The organism is Kribbella sp. NPDC051718 (assembly GCF_040681515.1).
Classification (GTDB): domain Bacteria; phylum Actinomycetota; class Actinomycetes; order Propionibacteriales; family Kribbellaceae; genus Kribbella.
In genome coordinates, this window is the sequence record NZ_JBFAYZ010000002.1 from 948914 (window position 1) to 966559 (window position 17646).

22 protein-coding genes and 1 tRNA gene are annotated in these 17646 nt (G+C 66.8%); 12 read left to right on the forward strand and 11 right to left on the reverse strand.

Features of this window, described 5'->3' with window-relative positions; genetic code table 11:
• The first annotated feature begins 45 nt into the window (after window positions 1-45).
• Entirely contained in the window at window positions 46-1452 is a 1407-nt protein-coding gene (locus tag AB0M15_RS11150) for an MFS transporter (protein ID WP_363816350.1), read from the forward strand.
• 15 nt (window positions 1453-1467) lie between these two features.
• Here the strand turns inward: AB0M15_RS11150 and AB0M15_RS11155 are convergent, their stop codons facing one another.
• From AB0M15_RS11155 to AB0M15_RS11165, 3 genes are all read right to left on the reverse strand, one after another.
• Window positions 1468-1809, reverse strand: a complete 342-nt coding sequence (locus tag AB0M15_RS11155; protein ID WP_363816352.1) for a YciI family protein — start codon at window positions 1807-1809, stop codon at window positions 1468-1470.
• 75 nt (window positions 1810-1884) lie between these two features.
• Entirely contained in the window at window positions 1885-2040 is a 156-nt protein-coding gene (locus AB0M15_RS11160) for a DUF6131 family protein (RefSeq protein WP_343966921.1), read from the reverse strand.
• 117 nt (window positions 2041-2157) lie between these two features.
• A complete protein-coding gene (locus AB0M15_RS11165) occupies window positions 2158-2937 on the reverse strand; it encodes an enoyl-CoA hydratase/isomerase family protein (RefSeq protein ID WP_363816355.1) in 780 nt (259 codons plus the stop codon).
• Window positions 2938-3207: 270 nt separating this feature from the next.
• Between AB0M15_RS11165 and AB0M15_RS11170 the strand changes: the two genes are divergently transcribed.
• On the forward strand, window positions 3208-4074 hold the full coding sequence (locus AB0M15_RS11170; protein WP_363816357.1) for an SH3 domain-containing protein: 867 nt from the start codon (window positions 3208-3210) through the stop codon (window positions 4072-4074).
• Between the two features lie 55 nt (window positions 4075-4129).
• On the opposite strand, the gene AB0M15_RS11175 is transcribed toward AB0M15_RS11170, so the two are convergent.
• Window positions 4130-5404, reverse strand: a complete 1275-nt coding sequence (locus AB0M15_RS11175) for an FAD-binding protein (RefSeq protein ID WP_363816359.1) — start codon at window positions 5402-5404, stop codon at window positions 4130-4132.
• A gap of 88 nt (window positions 5405-5492) precedes the next feature.
• Complete coding sequence (gene sigJ, locus AB0M15_RS11180; RefSeq protein ID WP_363816361.1) at window positions 5493-6362, reverse strand: RNA polymerase sigma factor SigJ; 870 nt, start codon at window positions 6360-6362, stop codon at window positions 5493-5495.
• An 87-nt stretch (window positions 6363-6449) separates the two neighbouring features.
• On the opposite strand from sigJ, the gene AB0M15_RS11185 reads away from it, so the two are divergent.
• The 3 genes from AB0M15_RS11185 to AB0M15_RS11195 all read left to right on the forward strand — a co-directional run bounded on the left by AB0M15_RS11185 (window position 6450) and on the right by AB0M15_RS11195 (window position 8495).
• Window positions 6450-7202: a glycoside hydrolase family 16 protein gene (locus AB0M15_RS11185; protein ID WP_363816363.1), complete on the forward strand. Its 753-nt coding sequence runs from the start codon at window positions 6450-6452 to the stop codon at window positions 7200-7202.
• 154 nt (window positions 7203-7356) lie between these two features.
• A complete protein-coding gene (gene trpD / locus AB0M15_RS11190; protein WP_363816365.1) occupies window positions 7357-8388 on the forward strand; it encodes an anthranilate phosphoribosyltransferase in 1032 nt (343 codons plus the stop codon).
• Window positions 8373-8495: a hypothetical protein gene (locus AB0M15_RS11195; RefSeq protein ID WP_363816367.1), complete on the forward strand. Its 123-nt coding sequence runs from the start codon at window positions 8373-8375 to the stop codon at window positions 8493-8495. The genes trpD and AB0M15_RS11195 overlap by 16 nt, the downstream gene beginning before the upstream one ends.
• 104 nt (window positions 8496-8599) lie before the next feature.
• On the opposite strand, the gene AB0M15_RS11200 is transcribed toward AB0M15_RS11195, so the two are convergent.
• The 3 genes from AB0M15_RS11200 to AB0M15_RS11210 all read right to left on the reverse strand — a co-directional run bounded on the left by AB0M15_RS11200 (window position 8600) and on the right by AB0M15_RS11210 (window position 10366).
• Window positions 8600-9094, reverse strand: coding sequence for an NUDIX domain-containing protein (locus AB0M15_RS11200; RefSeq protein WP_363816369.1), 495 nt, complete (start codon window positions 9092-9094; stop codon window positions 8600-8602).
• A 9-nt stretch (window positions 9095-9103) separates the two neighbouring features.
• Window positions 9104-9556, reverse strand: a complete 453-nt coding sequence (locus tag AB0M15_RS11205) for a dihydrofolate reductase family protein (protein ID WP_363816371.1) — start codon at window positions 9554-9556, stop codon at window positions 9104-9106.
• An 84-nt stretch (window positions 9557-9640) separates the two neighbouring features.
• Window positions 9641-10366 (reverse strand): class I SAM-dependent methyltransferase, encoded by a 726-nt coding sequence (locus AB0M15_RS11210; RefSeq protein ID WP_363816373.1) that lies wholly within the window; start codon window positions 10364-10366, stop codon window positions 9641-9643.
• 168 nt (window positions 10367-10534) lie between these two features.
• Here AB0M15_RS11210 and AB0M15_RS11215 point away from each other — a divergent pair, with 168 nt between their 5' ends.
• A complete protein-coding gene (locus AB0M15_RS11215) occupies window positions 10535-11359 on the forward strand; it encodes an alpha/beta hydrolase (RefSeq protein WP_363816375.1) in 825 nt (274 codons plus the stop codon).
• On the opposite strand, the gene AB0M15_RS11220 is transcribed toward AB0M15_RS11215, so the two are convergent.
• Window positions 11356-12018, reverse strand: a complete 663-nt coding sequence (locus tag AB0M15_RS11220; RefSeq protein ID WP_363816377.1) for a class I SAM-dependent methyltransferase — start codon at window positions 12016-12018, stop codon at window positions 11356-11358. The two genes, AB0M15_RS11215 and AB0M15_RS11220, sit on opposite strands and share 4 nt — an antisense overlap.
• Window positions 12019-12104: 86 nt before the next feature.
• Here AB0M15_RS11220 and AB0M15_RS11225 point away from each other — a divergent pair, with 86 nt between their 5' ends.
• On the forward strand, window positions 12105-12521 hold the full coding sequence (locus tag AB0M15_RS11225) for a hypothetical protein (RefSeq protein WP_363816379.1): 417 nt from the start codon (window positions 12105-12107) through the stop codon (window positions 12519-12521).
• A gap of 22 nt (window positions 12522-12543) precedes the next feature.
• On the opposite strand, the gene AB0M15_RS11230 is transcribed toward AB0M15_RS11225, so the two are convergent.
• A complete protein-coding gene (locus tag AB0M15_RS11230) occupies window positions 12544-13350 on the reverse strand; it encodes a hypothetical protein (RefSeq protein ID WP_363816381.1) in 807 nt (268 codons plus the stop codon).
• Between the two features lie 126 nt (window positions 13351-13476).
• On the opposite strand from AB0M15_RS11230, the gene AB0M15_RS11235 reads away from it, so the two are divergent.
• The 3 genes from AB0M15_RS11235 (at window position 13477) to AB0M15_RS11245 (ending at window position 15010) form a co-directional block, all read left to right on the forward strand.
• Window positions 13477-13695 carry a hypothetical protein gene (locus AB0M15_RS11235; RefSeq protein ID WP_363816383.1) on the forward strand — a complete coding sequence of 73 codons (219 nt, stop codon included), beginning with the start codon at window positions 13477-13479 and terminating at the stop codon, window positions 13693-13695.
• A 167-nt stretch (window positions 13696-13862) separates the two neighbouring features.
• The gene (locus tag AB0M15_RS11240; RefSeq protein ID WP_363816385.1) at window positions 13863-14540 is read left to right on the forward strand and encodes a helix-turn-helix domain-containing protein; all 678 of its coding nucleotides are present in this window, start codon (window positions 13863-13865) and stop codon (window positions 14538-14540) included.
• Window positions 14468-15010 carry an integrase core domain-containing protein gene (locus AB0M15_RS11245; protein WP_363816387.1) on the forward strand — a complete coding sequence of 181 codons (543 nt, stop codon included), beginning with the start codon at window positions 14468-14470 and terminating at the stop codon, window positions 15008-15010. The genes AB0M15_RS11240 and AB0M15_RS11245 overlap by 73 nt, the downstream gene beginning before the upstream one ends.
• A gap of 96 nt (window positions 15011-15106) precedes the next feature.
• Here AB0M15_RS11245 and AB0M15_RS11250 read toward each other — a convergent pair.
• Window positions 15107-15195 (reverse strand) — tRNA-Ser (locus AB0M15_RS11250).
• A 168-nt stretch (window positions 15196-15363) separates the two neighbouring features.
• Here AB0M15_RS11250 and AB0M15_RS11255 point away from each other — a divergent pair.
• A complete protein-coding gene (locus tag AB0M15_RS11255) occupies window positions 15364-16584 on the forward strand; it encodes an MFS transporter (protein WP_363816389.1) in 1221 nt (406 codons plus the stop codon).
• 276 nt (window positions 16585-16860) lie between these two features.
• Entirely contained in the window at window positions 16861-17463 is a 603-nt protein-coding gene (locus AB0M15_RS11260; protein ID WP_363816391.1) for a gamma carbonic anhydrase family protein, read from the forward strand.
• Window positions 17464-17646: the final 183 nt, after the last annotated feature.

Here is a 17646-nt window from a genome sequence, read left to right on the forward strand (position 1 = left end):
AGAGGCGCCCAGCCCGGGTGTCCGGAGTACTGGAGGCACCGCATCATGGAGAACAGTCCCGATCCGAAGCGCTGGTTCGCGCTGGCCCTGCTGTGCCTGGCTGGGTTCATGATCATTCTGGACGCGTCGATCGTGCTGGTCGCGGTGCCGTCGATCGAGCGTGAGCTGACCTTCTCCACTGGTGGCGTGCAGTGGGTGCCCAGTGGCTATGCATTGATGTTCGGCGGCCTACTGCTCCTCGGTGGGCGGGTGTCGGACCTGTTGGGCCGTCGGCGCGTACTGATCGCCGGGCTGCTGCTGTTCGCGGCCTCCTCACTCCTGTGCGGCTTCGCGTGGTCAGGAGATGCACTGGTCTTCGCACGCGGTCTGCAGGGGATCGCTGCCGCAGTACTGGCTCCTAGTGCGCTCTCTATCGTGATGACGACGTTCCCGGACGGTGCTGAGCGGAACAAGGCGCTGGGTATCTGGGGAGCGACCAGTGGCGTCGGCGGTACGGCCGGATCGCTCATCGGCGGACCAGTGACGGACGGGCTCGGCTGGCAGTGGATCTTCTTCATCAACGTGCCCGTATGCCTGCTCGTGGTCGCCCTGGCTCCGGTACTACTCAAGGACAGCCGTGGACCCGGCCGCCGCGGCTTCGACGTCGCCGGTGCCGTCACAGTGACGGCTGCGTTGATCGTCCTCGTGTACGCCGTAATCGAAGCACCCACCTCATCAGCCGGCCGGCCCACGTTGCTGGCCCTGGTGTCAGCCGCCCTGTTCGCGTTGTTCGTCCTGGTGGAGCAGCGGTCGGCAGCACCGCTCGTCCCGCTCCGGATCTTCCGGTCGCGCGCGGTGGTCGGCGGCAACCTGATCGGGATGACTTGGGGGCTGACCGCCTTCGGGTTGAACTTCGTCTACACGCAGTACGCCCAGCTCGCCCTCGGCACGTCGGCTATCCGCTACGGGTTGATGTCCTCGGTGCTGGCGGCCGCGGCGGTCGGCGGATCGATTGTCGGGCAGAACCTGGTCACCCGGATCGGGCCGCGTCCGATCGCTGCCGCATCGCTCATCGTGGCCGGCATCGGAAGTACCGTGATGAGCCTGCTGTCCGTGTCGTCCGGGTACTTCGAGGTCGCGTTCTGGGGGCTGACCATCTTCGGGGCGGGACTCGGCGCGGGGTCTGTGGCCGGGGCGATCGCAGCACTGAGCGAGGTGGCCGAGAAGGACTCCGGGATGGCGTCGGGGCTGCAGAACGCGACGTTCCAGATCGGTGGAGCGGTGGGGATCGCGGTCCTGTCCGCGGTCGCGGTCGGCAACACGCATGGGTCCACGCCGACCGCCCTCGTGTCGGGCTACCGGGTCGCGTTCGCGGCGTGCTGGGCATTCATCGCGGTCGGCTTGGTCGGTACAGGCCTGCTGGTCGGCAAGAAGCGCGCAGCTGACCGCGAAGCAGCAACTGTCGCCGCTTAAGGCCCAGCGGACGGGCTAGGTGCTGAGCACTGTCGGGCGGAGCTCGACGCGGTCGCCGATGATGGTGGAGACATGGCCCGCTACCTGTTGAGCGCGGTCGTCGTCCGCGACATCGACCAGGAAGTAGCCCGCGAGTTGCTCCTTGGCCTCACCGTACGGCCCGTCGGTGACCACCTTGGCGCCGTCGCGGACCTGGACGACCCGGCCGTCGCTCGGCAACGACAGCCCCTCGGAGCTGACCAGCTCACCACTCACGGCCAGCTCGCCCTTGAACTTCGTCAGCGCACGCACAGCCGCGAGATCGGCCGGAGAGCCGCTCGGCCTGTCGCCGCCGTAGATCAGTACGAGGTACTTCATACCGTCGGATCGTACGACCCGCACAGACAAAACCCCGCGAGCCGACGGCTCGCGGGGTTCGTCCACCTCCGCAGATCAGAACCAGTGGCGGCGTCCCCCGACAGCACGACCGGTCGATCCCAGCAGGAACAGCACAGCTCCGATCACGAGCAGCACGATTCCGATCGTCCACAGGACCGGAATACTCAACACGAATCCCAGAATCAACAGGATCAGTCCGAGGATGAGCATGAAGCCTCCCTTATCTCCTCTGGCCACCAGTGCGGGGGTTGGCGGCACCCAACTCAAGTGCCCATCCGTAATCCCCGCTAATCGGTCAACGCGATGTACCGGTGCGATCACCCCGAGTCACCCTCGCCAAGGGAACTTCGGCGCTCGCTTCTCCTGAAAGGCAGTGATGCCTTCGACCAGCTCACTATCGCCGATCGTCTCCTGGTACCGCCGGAACGCAAGCGAATCCGCGTCCCTCCCGGCCAGCAGCGCATTGACCGTCTCCTTCGCCGAGCGAATGGTCAGCTGCGACCGCGAGATCAGCGTCTCCGCGAACTCGGCCGCCCCCGCATCGAGCGCATCCTCGGCGAAGATCCGATCGACCAGACCCTTCGCATACGCCTCCTCCGCCGTCAGCAGCTCACCGCTGAACAGCAGGTACTTCGCAGTCGCAGGCCCCACCAGATCGAGCAGAACCTTGATCGCCGCCGGCGGATACACCACGCCGATCCGTGCGGGCGTCACGCCGTACGTCGACCCGCTCGCCGCGAACCGGAAGTCGCAGTTGACCGCGATCTCCAGCCCACCGCCGATGCAGTGACCCCGGATCACGGCGACCGTCGGCTTCGGGAACTCACGCAGCGCCGCCTGCGCCCTCAAGTTGTGAGCCCGGAGTTCAGCCATCGGATCGGCCGGATCAGCTCCGGAGACCAACTCGCCGATGTCAGCGCCGGCCGAGAAGCTCGGACCCGCGCCGGTAACCAGCAAGACCTTCACCTCGGGATCCGCGGCCAACCCGGCCAGCAGTCCCGGCAATGCCTCCCACATGGCCCGCGTGAGCGCGTTCCGTTTGGGTACCCGGTCGATCACGATCCGGGCCACCGCGCCCGGTTCGACCCTGAACCCGAGATCAGCCATGACCGGCAGTCAACCAGACACCACACCCCGCCGCCGCGCGGTAAATCACAACCGCTGAGCGTGCGGCATGTACGTAATTCGTTAAAACGCCGCGCCAGTTGGTGGTCACGTCAGGAAGTGTGCTTGACTCCTCCGGTCGATAACGTTTTGATCTCGGCAGATTGGGTGAACGCAGTGGCTGAAGGACGGCATAGACAGGCGCGGCACCGTCAACCGCGCCCCAAGGTGATCGGCCCCGGCATCGTGAAGGTTGCGATTCCAGGCGCCGCGGTGGCTCTACTGGCCACCGGCTCCGCAGTCGCATTCCCCGACGAAGCCCCGAAGCACGACGTGACTACCGCCAGCTCGCCCCTGCAGCTGAAGCGTGAGGCACCGACCAGCCGGGATGCCAATCGTCCGTCGTTGGACCTCACTCCGACGCAGGCGCCCTCGAAGGCGCCGGTCGCAAAGCACCTGAAGAAGCAGGCTCCGATCCCGAAGCCCGGCTCGGTCAAGACCCGGGCAGCGGAGAGCGTGAAGACCGTGGCTCCGCCGAAGATCATCGGCAGCAAGTTCACCACCACCGACCTCAACGTCTGGTCGGCCCCGGTCACCGGCAACCTGCTGACCGTCCTGGAAAAGGGCAGCAAGGTCTCCGTCACCGGCAAGGTCCAGGGCGTCTGGGCCGAGATCGTCCGCGACGGCGTCTCCCGCTGGGTCAAGGCGCAGTACCTGGCCGCGACCAAGCCGGTCGAGGAGTCCGTCGAGGGCACCGCGTCGCAGGCAGCCTGCAAGTCCGGCTCCAGCGTCGAGGAAGGCCTGACCGCGGACGCCATCCGGGTGCACCGCGCGATCTGCCACCTGTTCCCCTCCGTCACGTCGTACGGCGGTCTCCGCAGTGGCGACAGCGGCAGCGAGCACTCCAGCGGTCACGCGCTCGACATCATGGTCAGCGGCGAGACCGGCCAGGAGATCGCCGACTGGCTCAAGGCCAACCGCAAGGCGATGGGCGTCAGCCAGCTGATCTGGCAGCAGCACATCTGGACGGTCCAGCGCAGCAGCGAAGGCTGGCGCGCGATGGAGGACCGTGGCGGCGCCACGGCCAACCACTACGACCACGTGCACGTCACCGTCTACGGCAACTCCGGCACCGCCTGAGGTTCCGCACAGACCGGCCCGGCTCCCCTCTCGTGGGGAGCCGGGCCGTTCCATGTCAGGGCTTGAGGTTGTGGTTGAGGTGGAAGAAGTTGTCCGGGTCGTAGGCGCGCTTGACCGCGCGGAGACGGGCCAGATCGGCTTCGCAGTACGCCGAGGTCGCGCGAGCCGGGTCGGCCAGGAAGTTCAGGAACGTCCGGCCGGTGCTGGGTAGCTCAGGCATCTCCTGGTCGATGATCAGCGAGTACGCCGCTTCGCGGTGGCCGACCGGGCCGGCGCCGGGACCGGGGTGCGCCATCGCGCCACCCCAGTGGCGGATCTCGACGGTCGCACTGGGCAGCTCGGCAAGTTGGTCGAGCAGTTCGTCGTCGAGGGTGTCGAGCAGGTCGAGGTAGCGGGCCGGGGTGCCACCCATCGACGATTCGGCGTACGGGGTGGTCTTGAGTTCACCGGCCAGTCGTCGGCCCGCGACCTCGAAGAGGGGCTTGAGGAGGTGTTCGGCCAGCTCGGGCTCACCGGAGTACGAGGCCTTGATCGCGAGGGCGCGGGTGCCGTCGGGGGTGCGGGTCAGGAGGACGGCCGTGCTGAGCTCGTTGGGGATGGTGGCGGACCAGTCACGGTAGAACTTGAGCGTCTCAGCCGCGTTGTCGATCGTGAAGTACACGATGCCGGAGTGGACCTGCGGCACGGAGTACAGGCGGAACTCGAGTGAGGTGACGATCCCGAAGTTGCCGCTGCCGCCGCGGATCGCCCAGAACAGGTCCGGGTGCTCGTCGGCGCTCGCGGTGACGAAACGGCCGTCTGCGGTTACCACCTCGGCACGGATCACGCTGTCGGCTGCGAACCCGTACTTCCGGGCGAGCCAGCCGACACCGCCGCCGAGCGTGTAGCCGGTGACTCCGACGTCGCGTGACGATCCAGCCAGCGGTGCCAGCCCGAACTGCCCGGCGGCGTCGATCACTGCGCCCCAGCGGGTTCCCGGGCCGACCTTGGCGACCATGCGCTGCGGGTCGACCAGTACTGACGTCATGGCCGAGGTCTTGAGCAGGATGCCCCCGTCGGCCGGTACCCGAGTGCCGTGCCCAGTGGCCTGCACTGCGATCGGCAGCCCGAGTTGCCGGGCGGTGCGTACCGCTGCCTGCACGTCTGTGCGGCTGCTGGCCTCTGCGACCACCAGCGGGCGGGAGTCGAAGGTGGGGACGATCGACTGGCGCAGTGCGTCGTACTGCTCGTCTCCTGGCCGGTGGATCGACCCGTTGAAGCCGGAACCGAGCAGTGCCGCGACAACGTCACTACCAGTCGTCTCTACCGAATAGATCGCCTGCGTGCTCATCCTGCTGCTCCCTCGCGTGTGCCTGGCTCTTACACACACGTCGAAGCGGCTGGGCCCAGATAGACACGGCCGGTCGAACTATTTCGGGTCAGGCGGGGATCGAGAGGGATTCGAGGCGCGGGAGGTCGGCGAGGATGTTGATCTCGGTGATCTTGCCGTTGTGGAGAGTCATGTCCATGACGCCCAGCAGGGTGTCCCCGACGACGGTGATGGCGCCGGGATAGCCGTTGACGAGGGCCAGGCGGCCGTGCGGGGCCAGCCTGCCGAACATGACCGCTTGCTCGACGACGGCGAGGGCGCCTCGCATCAGCTTGGAGACGGCGGGGCCGCCTACCGCAGTACCGGCGTCGGCGCGGAGTACGACGTCTGGGTCGAGGAGGGATAGCAGCGCCTCGAAGTCGCCGCTGCGGGATGCGGCGAGGAAGGCCTCGACGACCTCGCGCTGCCGGCTCAGGTCGCTGTCGGTGGCCGGGGCGCCCTGGACCCGGCGGCGGGCGCGGGAGGCGAGCTGCCGGGCGGCGGCCGGAGTCTTGCCGACGATCTCGGCGACCTCGTCGAAGCTGAGTCCGAACATGTCGTGCAGCACGAAGGCGAGCCGCTCGGCGGGCGACAGCTTCTCGAGTACGACCATCATCGCCAGCCCGACCGCGTCCGCCTGGACAGCCTCTTCCGCCGGGTCGAGCGGGCTGAGGATCGGGTCGGGCACGAACACGTCGAGCGAGTCCTCGCGGCGCGTCTTGCGGCTGCGCAACTGGTCGAGGCAGACCCGCGACACCACGGTGGTCAGCCAGCCGCCGAGGTTCTGGATCTCGCTCGCGTCGGACCGGCTCAGCCGCAGCCAGGCCTCCTGGACCGCGTCCTCCGCCTCGCTCACCGAACCGAGCATCCGGTACGCCACCGAGCGCAGCTGGGCACGGTGCTGCTCGAACCGGCCGGCCAGTTGGTTGAAATCATCCACAGGTCACAGTCTCCCGTCGTCGTTGCTTTGACGATCGCCGAGGACATCATGTGACAGCTCGGGGTTGCAGCGCTGATCATTACCGCCATGGCCGACCGTGAACTCGTCTTCGAGGACCACTTCGACGGACCGACCCTGGATCCCGCCGTCTGGCTGCCGAATTACCTTCCCCAGTGGAGTTCCCGGGCCGCGACGGCGGCGCAGTACGAGCTGGCGGACTCCTGTCTGCGGCTGTTCATCCCGCCGGATCAGGGGCTGTGGTGTGAGGACGACCACACCCCACCGATGCGCGTCTCGGGCATCCAGTCGGGCAACTTCTCAGGGCCGGTCGGCAGTACGGTCGGCCAGCAGCCGTATCGCGACGGGCTGGTCGTCCGCGAGGAGCAGCCGGCGTTCTGGGGCTGGACACCTAGTGGCGGCTACATCGAGCTACGCGCCCGCGCCGTCGTCTCCCCGCGCTCGATGGTCGCCCTGTGGATGGTCGGCCTGGAAGACAGCCCCGAACGCTGCGCCGAGATCTGCATCACCGAGATGTTCGGCAAGTCGGTGCTACCCGGCTCCGTCGAGGTAGGCATGGGCCTGCACACCTTCCGCGACCCATCCGTCCCCGAGGACTTCGAGGCAGTCCGGCTGGATCTGGACCTCACCGACTTCCACCTGTACGCCATCGACTGGACACCCGACCGCGCCGACTTCTACGTCGACGGTGCTCTGATTCGCACTTGCCCGAGCCCGCCGGCGTACCCGATGCAACTGATGCTCGCCGTCTTCGACTTCCCCGACGAATCTGCCGAAGCGGTGCCTGAGTTCGTCGTCGACTACATCCGCGGCTACAAGTGATTTGCTATCGTCCACACCGTGATCACGCGTCTGAGTAGCTGGTGGCCCGCCGACTAGGCGGCCCACCTACCTTTGCGCGAACCCAACCGGCCGCCTCGATGAGGCGGCCGTTGTGATGTCTCCTCGTCGGGCGGCCTGACCCCGAGGACTGACCATGCCCACTGTGAATCGCACCTGGTCCGAGCTGATCTCCGACCTGCTTGCCGGCCGTGAGCTCACGCCGGAGGACGTCTGGTGGGCGATGGACGGCGTAGTCAGCGGCTCCGTGACGTCGGCGCAGGCTTCGGGATTTCTGGTCGCCTTGCGGGCGAAGGGCGAGACGCCCGACGAGATCACCGCGATGGCTTCGGCGCTCCGGCAGCACGCTACCTCTGTCACCATCCCGGGGAGCTTTGTCGACATCGTCGGGACAGGTGGCGACGGGACGGGTGCGATCAACGTCTCGACCATGGCGGCGATCGTGGCCGCATCCACTGGTGTGACGGTGGTCAAGCACGGTGGCCGGGCCGCCTCTTCGCAGGCCGGCGGTTCGGCCGACCTGGTCGAGCACTTGGGCATTCCGCTCGACCTGTCCCCCGCTGATGCCGTCCGAGTCGCCAAGACGGCTGGGATCACCTACCTGTTCGCACCCCGGTTCAACCCCGCTCTGCGGCACGTAGCGGCGGTACGCCGGGAGCTGGGCGTCCCGACCGCATTCAACGTGCTCGGGCCACTCCTCAACCCCGCTGACCCGGTTTACCAATTGGTGGGGGTGGCCGACGCACGCATGCAGCCGGTACTAGCCGCAGCGCTCGCTAGTCGCGGCAGCACTGCCCTAGTCGTCCGAGGCGATGACGGACTCGACAAGCTGACGACCACTACGACGTCCCGCGTCTGGGTGGTCCGCAATGGTCGGGTAACGCCTTCTTCCTTGGATCCAGGCGCGCTAGGCCTTGCCCGGTCGCCACTCGCTGCGCTGCGAGGCGGTACTTCGGCGGCCAACGCTGAGGTGCTCCGCTCGGTCCTGGCCGGCGACCCCGGCCCCGCGCGGGACGTAGTACTCCTGAACGCGGCAGCAGCTGTGGCCGTGGTGCGGCTGACGGATGAGCCGCTGGTGGAGCAGTTGGCGGTCGCGTTGGAGCACTGTGCGGAAGCGGTCGACAGCGGTCGGGCGGCTGCAACACTGGGCCGATGGATCGCCGGATAGAGCTTGCTCAGGCAGGGGACGAGGTCGCGTTCGCTGAGCTGGTCGGGCCGTTGCAGGGCGAGCTACGTCCGAAGTACGGGATCTGCAGGCTGAGTGGTCGGAGTTGACTGCTGCCAAGGACGCAGTACGGGCGATGTGCGCCGAGGGCCTCGAGGCATTCGAGTCGATCAGCTTCTTGACTGATCCACCAGCACCTGTCGTTCCCGTCCAACTAGCGCGCTTGGAAGAGGCCGGTGGCGCGGTAGGCGGCGTACATGTCCCACACCACCTGCGTCTGCGGCTGCAACGTCTGCGGTGTCTCGCCGGCCTCGAAGAACCGCGCCTGGATCACCTCATCCGCACCAGGGTTGAGGTGACCCGTCCACTGCCTCGCCTCGAAGAGCAGAGCGAAGCACTGGAGGCGGTCGCCGTTGGGGTAGGTGATGGTGTGCAGCGCGCCCTCCGACAGGGAGCCGAACGGGATCAGGTCATCGGGGTCTACCTGCAGGCCGGACTCCTCTAGTAGCTCTTGCGCCGCTGTCTCGCGGAAACTCATCCCTGGTTCGGCGGCGCCGCCGGGGAGGTCCCAGAGGCCGGAGTCGGTGCGCTGCTGGAAGAGCACCCGGTCCTGGTCGTCCACGACCACTACCTGCGCCCCAGGCATCAGCAGGAGACGGTCGCCGACTACTTGGCGGAGCTGCCAGGTGTACGAGCCTTCGAAAGCCATCCGTGGAGACTACGTGCGGTAGCGGAGCAGGGTGACGCCGGAGCGGAAAGGCTGGGTCTCGTCGACCAGACCGGCGGTCGCTAGCGAGTGCACGAGGCTGATACTGCCGGTGGCGACGATGTCTTTGCCCGCGGTGGCCTTCAGGGCCTCCACCTCGTCCAGCCCGCGCAGTACCGTGCTGTGCTCCCACTGCGGGTCCTGCAGAGTCGTGGAGACCACGTACTTGGACACTGCGTTGAGGTAATCGGAGATACCGGTCGGGTCATCGGTCTGGTGCGGCCAGTAGCCGCGCATGTCCTCGAAGGTCTGCCGCCCGACCAGGAACGCATCAGCAGCCTCCCGCTGCACCTCCAGCGCACCCAGTACGTCCGACAGGTCCGCGTCGCCGGGGTTGAACCACCCCTCGCTCGCGTCGATCACCCCGTCGAGCGTGATGTTCTCGGTCACCACCAGACCCCGCATGGCCGGGCCTCCTCCGTCGTTTCGGAGTACGTCGGAACCACGTACCCACTCTCGACAAGGAGTCAGCGAAGCTTCTTGCTCGTACTACTTGGTCGCCCGTACTACGAACAGCCGGGAGTCGTCGGCGAGCGGCTGCTCGTGCCAGCCGGCGTACACCTCGACCTTGCCGAAGCCGGCCTTCTCCAGCCCGACGCGGAGCTCATCGGCGGTACGGAAGTACAGGGTGGTGGTGAGGACCGTGTCGACGCCGTCCTCGAACACGTTGTGGGCGTCGAAGACCACGCGGCCGTTGTCGACCTCGGTGACCTCCATCCACTCCTTCAGGTGACCGATCGGCGTATCGCGTTCGCCGTAGGTGGCGTCCGGCCCCCACTGCTCCCAGGCCCGCGCCGCCGGGTTGCGGCTCTCGAAGCTCAGCACCCCGCCAGGCTTCAGCGCGGCCGCCAGCGTCTCGAGCACCCACGGAAGGTCGTCCGTACTGATGTGCATCATCGTGTTGCCGCTGCTGACGACCAGGTCCGCGTCACCGGCGGGCTCGACCGCTGCCGCGTCACCGTCGATCCAGGTGACGGCCTCAGCGCCCGGTTGGCGACGCGCGTAGCCGAGCATCGTCGCGCTCGGATCGACCCCGATCACCACGCGTCCGGGCTGCACGAAGGCGCGCGTCAACAGGCCGGTACCGCAGCCGAAGTCGACGACCTTGGTGGCTCCGTCCGCGAGCTTCAGGAAGTACTCGTGATCCGCCCCCGGCTCGTTGTCCTCGTCGTACAGTTCGACCAGACGCTCGTCCCCGTACGGATCCATAGTCATACGCGCACGCTACGTAGTGCCTGTTGTGGCGCGCAAAGTGTTATCCGTGGACTCCTCAGGAACTTGTTGCCAGGCTAGGGTGTCGTGGGGGTGACGAGGACACAGAATCCCTTGCTGACAAAGGGATTCTCCTATCTGAAGTTTGTTGTTCTTGAGGGAGGCATCACCGTGGGAACCATCACCACCAGCGACGGCACCGAGATCTTCTACAAGGACTGGGGCAGCGGTCAGCCGATCGTCTTCAGCCACGGCTGGCCGTTGTCGGCCGACGACTGGGACGCCCAGATGCTGTTCTTCCTGCAGCAGGGGTACCGGGTCGTCGCCCACGACCGTCGCGGCCACGGCCGGTCCAGCCAGACCAGCGACGGCCACGACATGGACCACTACGCCGACGACCTGGCAGCCGTCGTCGAGCATCTCGATCTGCACGATGCCATCCACGTCGGCCACTCGACCGGCGGTGGCGAGGTCGCGCACTACCTGGCCCGGCATGGTGAGGGGCGGGCGGCGAAGGCGGCGCTGCTGTGCGCAGTACCGCCGCTGATGCTGAAGACCGACGCGAACCCGGACGGCCTGCCCAAGGAGGTCTTCGACGGTCTCCAGGCGCAGCTGTTCGCGAACCGCTCGGAGTTCTACCGCGCGCTCCCGTCGGGACCGTTCTACGGCTTCAACCGGCCGGGCGCCGAGTCGTCCGAAGCGGTCATCGCCAACTGGTGGCGCCAGGGCATGATGGGCGGCGCGAAGGCGCACTACGACGGCATCGTCGCCTTCTCCCAGACCGACTTCACCGAGGACCTGCAGCAGATCACCATCCCGGTCCTCGTCATGCACAGCGAAGACGACCAGATCGTCCCGTACGTCGTCTCCGGCCCCCGCTCAGCAGAACTCCTCAAGAACGGCGTCCTCAAGACGTACAAGGACTACCCCCACGGCATGCCCACCACCCACGCCGACGTCATCAACGCCGACCTCCTCGAATTCCTCCGCTCCTAGCCCCCAGCCACCGCCGCGGGCTTGCGGACCAGGAGATACCCCTGGTCGGTCTTCTCCCATTCCGCACGCCCGCGCACGGCAGTCGCCCACACCTCGAACCCGCCTTCCACCAGCAGCTCGGCAACCTCGTCCGGCCGCTGCCGATAGAAGTCGAGCTCGATCGCCGTACCGTCGTAGTCGGTCCGCCGCGCCCGCTCATCACCAACCTGGAAGACGAGCATCAGTACTCCGCCGGGCGCGAGCACCCGGTGGAACTCCGCGAACAACTGCGCCCGTTGCTCCCAGGGGATGTGGATGATCGAGTAGTAGGCGAGCACTCCGCCCAGCGACCCGTCCGGCAGGTCGAGCGCCAGCATCGACCCTTCGTCGAACCTCAACTCCGGGTAGGTCTGCCGAGCCAACTTCAACATCCCCGGCGACAGGTCGATGCCGAACGCATCCAGCCCCAGCCTGGCCAGCAAGTCGGTCACTCGCCCCGGCCCACACCCCACGTCGGCGACCGGGCCGCCGCCACCCGATTGCACGAGCTCGGCGAAGGTCGCGAACAGCGCCCGGTCGAGCGGCCTGTCCTCCAGACCCGACAGCACGACATCCGCATGCTCGGCCGCCAGTGCGTCATACGAGTCCCGCGTGCTCACCAGGAAGCTGTCCGTCACCATGCTGACGGACCTTAGGCGGTCGCACCGACAGGTTTCTGGGCGTGATTGAATTCCGTGGTTCAAACGTTCGAACCTGAGGAGTTCGCGTGAAGAGGTTTGTCCGTGGGTTGGCTGCGGTTTCCGCTGTTACGGTCGTCATCCTGGCCGGGACGACCATCCCGGCGTCGGCGACGGACGGCAGCCCGAGTGGCGCTCCGCCCGAGGGAAGAATCGGGGTCTGGTGCGTGTCGGTCACCGGCGCGAAGGCGTGCTTCGGCGAGTACGGCGACAAGGTCTGGGTGAAGGACACCAAGGCCAACGGCGAGCCCGCCGCCGGCACGATCTCGGACACCGAGTCCGACGTCAGCTGGCACCGCGAGTGCTTCAACCGCCGCGGCGCCGACGGCGGCTGGGTCATGTGCGACTTCGACGTACCGGAAAACGACGAGGGTCTCCTGTGGGCCGCCAACAACCCCTTCGTAGGCGCAGAAGCCAGCACCAAAATCTGGACCACCATCATCTGACCCGCACGAAGTCACAGGGGACTCATACCGGTTTGGTATACACCGGAGCAGGTGCGAAGGGTGTGTCCCGGGTTGCGGCCGCGTCATCGCCGAACCAACTGACTCTCACCTCTGCCACGCCGTCCTTTTCTACGGTCAGCCGGGCGACGAGTCGATTGTCGGCCAGATGGGTGGAAAGGTCCCACGAAGGCCAGATCGGCATAGCCCACTGGACGCGGACCGACGCCATCGGTTCGTAGCCTCCGACCGTTGGATCCAGCGGGACGTCGGCGATGCGCTCCTGGGCCTCCAGGTAGCCGGCGAAGCTCCCGGGACCTTTCACGTCGAAGGCAAGGTTCTCAACACGCTGGTCGTTGACGTAGACCCGGGGCCGTCGCCAAGCGCTGTCTTCCTGCACATGGATCGTCAACCAGGGGATCAAGACCGGGCCATCTTGGAAAACGAAGAACTGAGCCAGCGGCCGGTCGTACGTGAGGGCGTCGCGAAGCATCTTCGCGAGCTTCTTCGCTCCCCGGTCGGATCTCCGCAGCGCCGTTCTCTCGTCGACATGGAACTTGGCGGCATATTTCTTCAGTCGCGTGTCGAGCGTGTCCCCTGAGGTCTGCCAGCCAGATGAGGCGAAGAACGCGAACACGTCGCCGGCCGGATCGCTCGCGCTCTGCTCGACCAGTCGCATGATGATGTTCCACGTCTGGTCGAGATCGCCTTCACCAACCCACTCCTGCAGCGTGTCATCTGCGGCGACACGTTCCCGGCCGAGGTCTCCCGAGGCTCGGCGAAACCGCCGGAGGGCGTCGACCAGGACGTCTCGCGTGGGGTCATCCGCCATGGAACCGCCTGTCAGTTTCGTGTCAGTGACGACTGGAGCTCCTGCCGCGCACGATGAAAGGGCCGGATCGACCGGGCCGCGACAGCGGCGAGCAGCAGACCATACCGCCCTTGGATGGAGCCAGCAATGAGCAGGGACGTTGAGGTATCGAGCGACGCCAACAACACATCCGACCCCTCTGGTGGCGGCCGGAACGGTGGGAACGGGATGGGCGCCTTGCTCGCCACAGTTCTCAGTGGCGTCGGGTCGCTGTATCTCGCAACCGAGTCCATTTCGGTGACGATCATCGGTGCTGTAGTCGCCCTGATCGCAGCCGTCCTCTACCTCGCATACGGACGGAAATAGGCGGTGACGGTCCCGAACCCGACGGGGTTCGAACCTCAAATTCTGAGCGGAGGGCGTGGTGTTGTGGTTCAACACATCCCGGACAGGTGTCTCACGACATACCGGACTGATGTCGCAGGTCATGGCGGACGGGTTGTTGATGCTCGGGCATGTCGAAGGCGCGGTTGGTGATCACTGCGATCACGGTGGAGAAGCGGTCTGTTGCTGAGGTGGTTGCCGAGTACGGCGTGGCGCGGTCGTGGTTGTACGAGCTGCTGGCGCGCTACCGGTCCGAGGGTGAGGCGGCGTTCGAACCACGCAGCCGGCGGCTGAAGACCTCACCGCGTGCCACGCCGGCGCTCACGGTCGAGTTGGTGCTGGCGCTGCGCAAACAGTTGACTGAGCAGGGCCTGGACGCGGGCGCGGACACGATCGGCTGGCACCTGCAGCGCCACCACCAGACCAAGTTGTCGCGGGCGACGATCCACCGGATCCTGACCCGGCACTCCGCGGTCGTCGCGGAGCCGGGCAAGCGGCCCAGGTCGTCGTACCTGCGGTTCGCCGCCGAGCAACCCAACGAGTGCTGGCAGTCCGACTTCACCCACTACCGCCTCACCACCCGCGCCGGGCGCCCCGGGGCTGATGTGGAGATCATCAGCTGGCTGGACGACCACTCCCGCTACGCCCTCAGGTCACCGCACACCCGCGGATCACCGGACCGATCGTGGTCGCGACCTTCCGCGAAACCGTTGCGCAGCACGGGATCCCGGCCTCCACCCTCACCGACAACGGGATGGTCTGCACCACCCGCCTGTCCGGCGGGAAAGGCGGCCGCAACGGCCTCGAAACCGAACTACGGCGCCTGAACATCATCCAGAAGAACTCCCGACCGAACCATCCGACCACCTGCGGAAAGGTCGAGCGGTTCCAGCAGACGATGAAGAAGTGGCTGCGCGCCCAACCCGTCCAGCCCACCACTCTCGCCGAGCTACAGACGCTGCTCGACACCTTCGTCGACGAGTACAACCACCGTCGGCCGCACCGCTCGCTGCCGCACAGAGCCACCCCAGCCACCGCCTACACCGCCCGCCCCAAAGCCACCCCCAGCACCGACCGGACCGGCCAGATCCACCACCGGGTCCGCACCGACAAGGTCGACCACACCGGCGTGGTCACGCTCAGGGTCAACGGACGGCTCCATCACATCGGCATCGGGCGAACCCACGCCCGAACCCACGTCCTCATCCTCGCCCAGGACTTGCACATCCGCGTCGTCGACGCCGCAACCGGCGAGCTTCTGCGGGACCTGGTCCTCGACCCCACCAAGGACTACTAACCCACCGGCAGACCACCCGGACCCGTCCCCAAAAGAAACAGGTGAACCCACGTTTCGTGGGTTCACCTGTCCGGGATGTCTTGAGACATCACAAGGCGGAGGGCGTGGGATTCGAACCCACGATGACGGTCACCCGCCATACCGGTTTTCAAGACCAGCGCACTCGGCCACTATGCGAGCCCTCCAGGCGGTCACCCGGAGGTGGCGCCGAAGGTTGAGGATACCGGTACGGGTTGGTGGGTGGCGGGCGGAGGGGACGCTGCGCCCGCACGGGGGCGTAAAGAGTTGGAGTCTCTTCGGCGGACGTTGTTACTCTCCGAGGTTGAGAGTCCGACTGGAGCCAGGGGAATGTCATGCCTACCGCAGTGTCCCTCGGACTGCCCAATATGCGGGGGCGTGCGCCGTTGCTGGCTGGGTTGGCGATTGACTCGTTCGGCGGTGGTTGCGCTGGGCCACTGTTGTTGCTGTACTTCGTTCGCGTCGCGGACATCCCGCTCGGTACTGCGGGATTGATGCTGACCGTGGCGACCATGTTCTCGATCGCCGCGCCGGCCGTCGTCGGGGTGGCGATCGATCGGGTCGGGCCGCGGAACCTGGTGATCGGGGCGCAGTTCGCGCAGGGGCTGGCGTTCACCGGGTTCTTCTTCGGGCGGTCGTTGTGGCTGTTATTCCTGTGTGCATTGGTGACGACGACCGGGCAGCGGGTCTTCTGGTCGGCGATCTTCAGTCTGTTGGCAGACATCGCGGATCCGGGTGATCGGGACCGCTGGTTCGGGTTGGGTGGGATGATGCAGGCGGCCGGGTTCGGGCTCGGGGCGCTGGCTGCCGGCGTACTGCTGAGCATCGGCGGGGATATGCCATTCCTGGTCGGCATGGCAGTGAATGCGGTGACGTTCTTCATCGCCGGCGTGCTGCTGCTCGGGTTGCGAGCCCGGCATGAGGCGCAGGCCGCTCAGGACAGTGGGCCTGCTCCGCAGCTGCGGAAGGACAAGGCGTTCCTGGTACTGATCGCTGCGAACACCATCCTGGCGCTGTGCACGCTGATGATCGGGGTGGCGCTGCCGGTGTATGTGACCGAGGCCCTGCCCGAGGCGCCCAAGTGGATCGTGGGGGTGCTGCTAGCGGCGACATCGGTCGTGCTGGCGACCGGGCAGACGCTAGTGGTGCGGCATACCGAGCGGCGGCGGCGTACTTCCGTACTGGTACTCGCTGGGGTGCTGTGGGCGGTGTGGGGCGTACTGATGGCAGGGCTGCTGCATGTGCCGGCTGGGCTGGTGGTGCCGGGGTTGGTGCTGGCGACTGTGGTGTTTGCCGGGGCTGATGTGCTGCATGCGGCCACTGGAAACGCGCTGGCTGCTGCGGTTGCGCCGACTGTCGGACGTGGCAAGTACCTTTCGTACTGGCAGTACTCGTTCACCTTCGCGAGTGTGCTGGTGCCGGCGTTTTTCGCGCAGCTCTTCGAGGTGCGGGAGGAGCTGCCCTGGGTGACGCTGTCGGTGCTGGCGCTGGTCGCGGCGGCCACGATCGTGGTGCTTGAGCGGGTGCTGCCGGATGAGGCGACGCGGCGTAGTTGAGCTTCGGCCGGGCTCGACTCGCGGCTCTGCGATTGACGGGTCAGGCATTCTTGCACTCTTCGAACAGGTGTTCTAATGTCCTTCTCGTAGCTCGCGGATTTCACTCCCACCCCAAACCTTCGCTCGCGACGGCTGAGCCTCCCACCTCCGATGTGGACAGCCGGGACCGAGCGCTGGCCGCCCGGGCAGTGAGGGCCCGGGCTGTGGAGAGCCGCCCGCTGCCAAGTACAACTGCTATCGGAAGACCGAGGTGATGCACGACGAGAGGATCCACCCATGTTGCTGGAACACCATGGCCGGAGACCGGTCGTCCCTGAGTCCGCGTACGTGGCGCCATCAGCCGTGCTGTGTGGAGCCGTCGTGCTGGGTGAGGGCAGCCGGGTGCTGCATGGCGCAGTACTGACGGCGGAGGACGGTGAGGTCCACCTCGGAGAGAACAGCGTGGTGATGGAGAACGCCCTGGTTCGCGGCCGGGCGAGTCATCCCGCGATGATGGGCGCTGCGGTCATGGTCGGACCGCACGCCCACGTGAACGGCGCCACGGTCGAAGCTGAAGTCTTCATCGCCACGGGCGCCTCCTTGTTCCCAGGCTCGTACGCCGGTGCCGGCGCCGAACTGCGGATCAACAGCGTGCTCCAGGTCAACTCCCGCCTGGCCGCCGGAACCGTCCTGCCGATCGGCTGGGTCGCGGTCGGTGACCCCGCTCAGCTCTTCTCCCCCGACCGCCACGACGACATCTGGGCGATCCAGCAAACCCTCAACTTCCCCGGCACCGTCTACGGCGCAGACCGCAACACCACGATGCGCGACATCATGGCCGGCCAATCCGCCTACTACGGCACCCACCACGACGACCGCCAACTCCCCAACCCCAACTAACCCCACCCGAGCCGCCACTGCCACACGGAGCTGCCGCTGCCGCACGGAGTACGAGTCTGCTACTCCTGCACGGAGTACGGGTCCGCCGCTCCCGCACGGAGTACGGGTCCGCCGCTCCCGCACGGAGTACGGGTCCGCCGCTCCCGCACGGAGTACGAGTCTGCTGCTCCCGCACGGAGTACG

Excerpts from the sequence above, each read along its gene's own strand:
- AB0M15_RS11210 (WP_363816373.1), bottom strand. The coding sequence starts at position 10,366 with ATGACTATGGATCCGTACGGGGACGAGCGTCTGGTCGAACTGTACGAC.
- AB0M15_RS11160 (WP_343966921.1), bottom strand. The coding sequence starts at position 2,040 with ATGCTCATCCTCGGACTGATCCTGTTGATTCTGGGATTCGTGTTGAGT.
- AB0M15_RS11220 (WP_363816377.1), bottom strand. The coding sequence starts at position 12,018 with ATGGTGACGGACAGCTTCCTGGTGAGCACGCGGGACTCGTATGACGCA.
- AB0M15_RS11255 (WP_363816389.1), top strand. The coding sequence starts at position 15,364 with ATGCCTACCGCAGTGTCCCTCGGACTGCCCAATATGCGGGGGCGTGCG.
- AB0M15_RS11150 (WP_363816350.1), top strand. The coding sequence starts at position 46 with ATGGAGAACAGTCCCGATCCGAAGCGCTGGTTCGCGCTGGCCCTGCTG.
- AB0M15_RS11165 (WP_363816355.1), bottom strand. The coding sequence starts at position 2,937 with ATGGCTGATCTCGGGTTCAGGGTCGAACCGGGCGCGGTGGCCCGGATC.
- AB0M15_RS11245 (WP_363816387.1), top strand. The coding sequence starts at position 14,468 with ATGGTCTGCACCACCCGCCTGTCCGGCGGGAAAGGCGGCCGCAACGGC.
- AB0M15_RS11175 (WP_363816359.1), bottom strand. The coding sequence starts at position 5,404 with ATGAGCACGCAGGCGATCTATTCGGTAGAGACGACTGGTAGTGACGTT.
- AB0M15_RS11260 (WP_363816391.1), top strand. The coding sequence starts at position 16,861 with ATGTTGCTGGAACACCATGGCCGGAGACCGGTCGTCCCTGAGTCCGCG.
- AB0M15_RS11200 (WP_363816369.1), bottom strand. The coding sequence starts at position 9,094 with ATGGCTTTCGAAGGCTCGTACACCTGGCAGCTCCGCCAAGTAGTCGGC.
- AB0M15_RS11155 (WP_363816352.1), bottom strand. The coding sequence starts at position 1,809 with ATGAAGTACCTCGTACTGATCTACGGCGGCGACAGGCCGAGCGGCTCT.
- AB0M15_RS11205 (WP_363816371.1), bottom strand. The coding sequence starts at position 9,556 with ATGCGGGGTCTGGTGGTGACCGAGAACATCACGCTCGACGGGGTGATC.
- AB0M15_RS11185 (WP_363816363.1), top strand. The coding sequence starts at position 6,450 with ATGGCCGACCGTGAACTCGTCTTCGAGGACCACTTCGACGGACCGACC.
- AB0M15_RS11230 (WP_363816381.1), bottom strand. The coding sequence starts at position 13,350 with ATGGCGGATGACCCCACGCGAGACGTCCTGGTCGACGCCCTCCGGCGG.
- AB0M15_RS11195 (WP_363816367.1), top strand. The coding sequence starts at position 8,373 with ATGGATCGCCGGATAGAGCTTGCTCAGGCAGGGGACGAGGTCGCGTTC.
- trpD (WP_363816365.1), top strand. The coding sequence starts at position 7,357 with ATGCCCACTGTGAATCGCACCTGGTCCGAGCTGATCTCCGACCTGCTT.
- AB0M15_RS11235 (WP_363816383.1), top strand. The coding sequence starts at position 13,477 with ATGAGCAGGGACGTTGAGGTATCGAGCGACGCCAACAACACATCCGAC.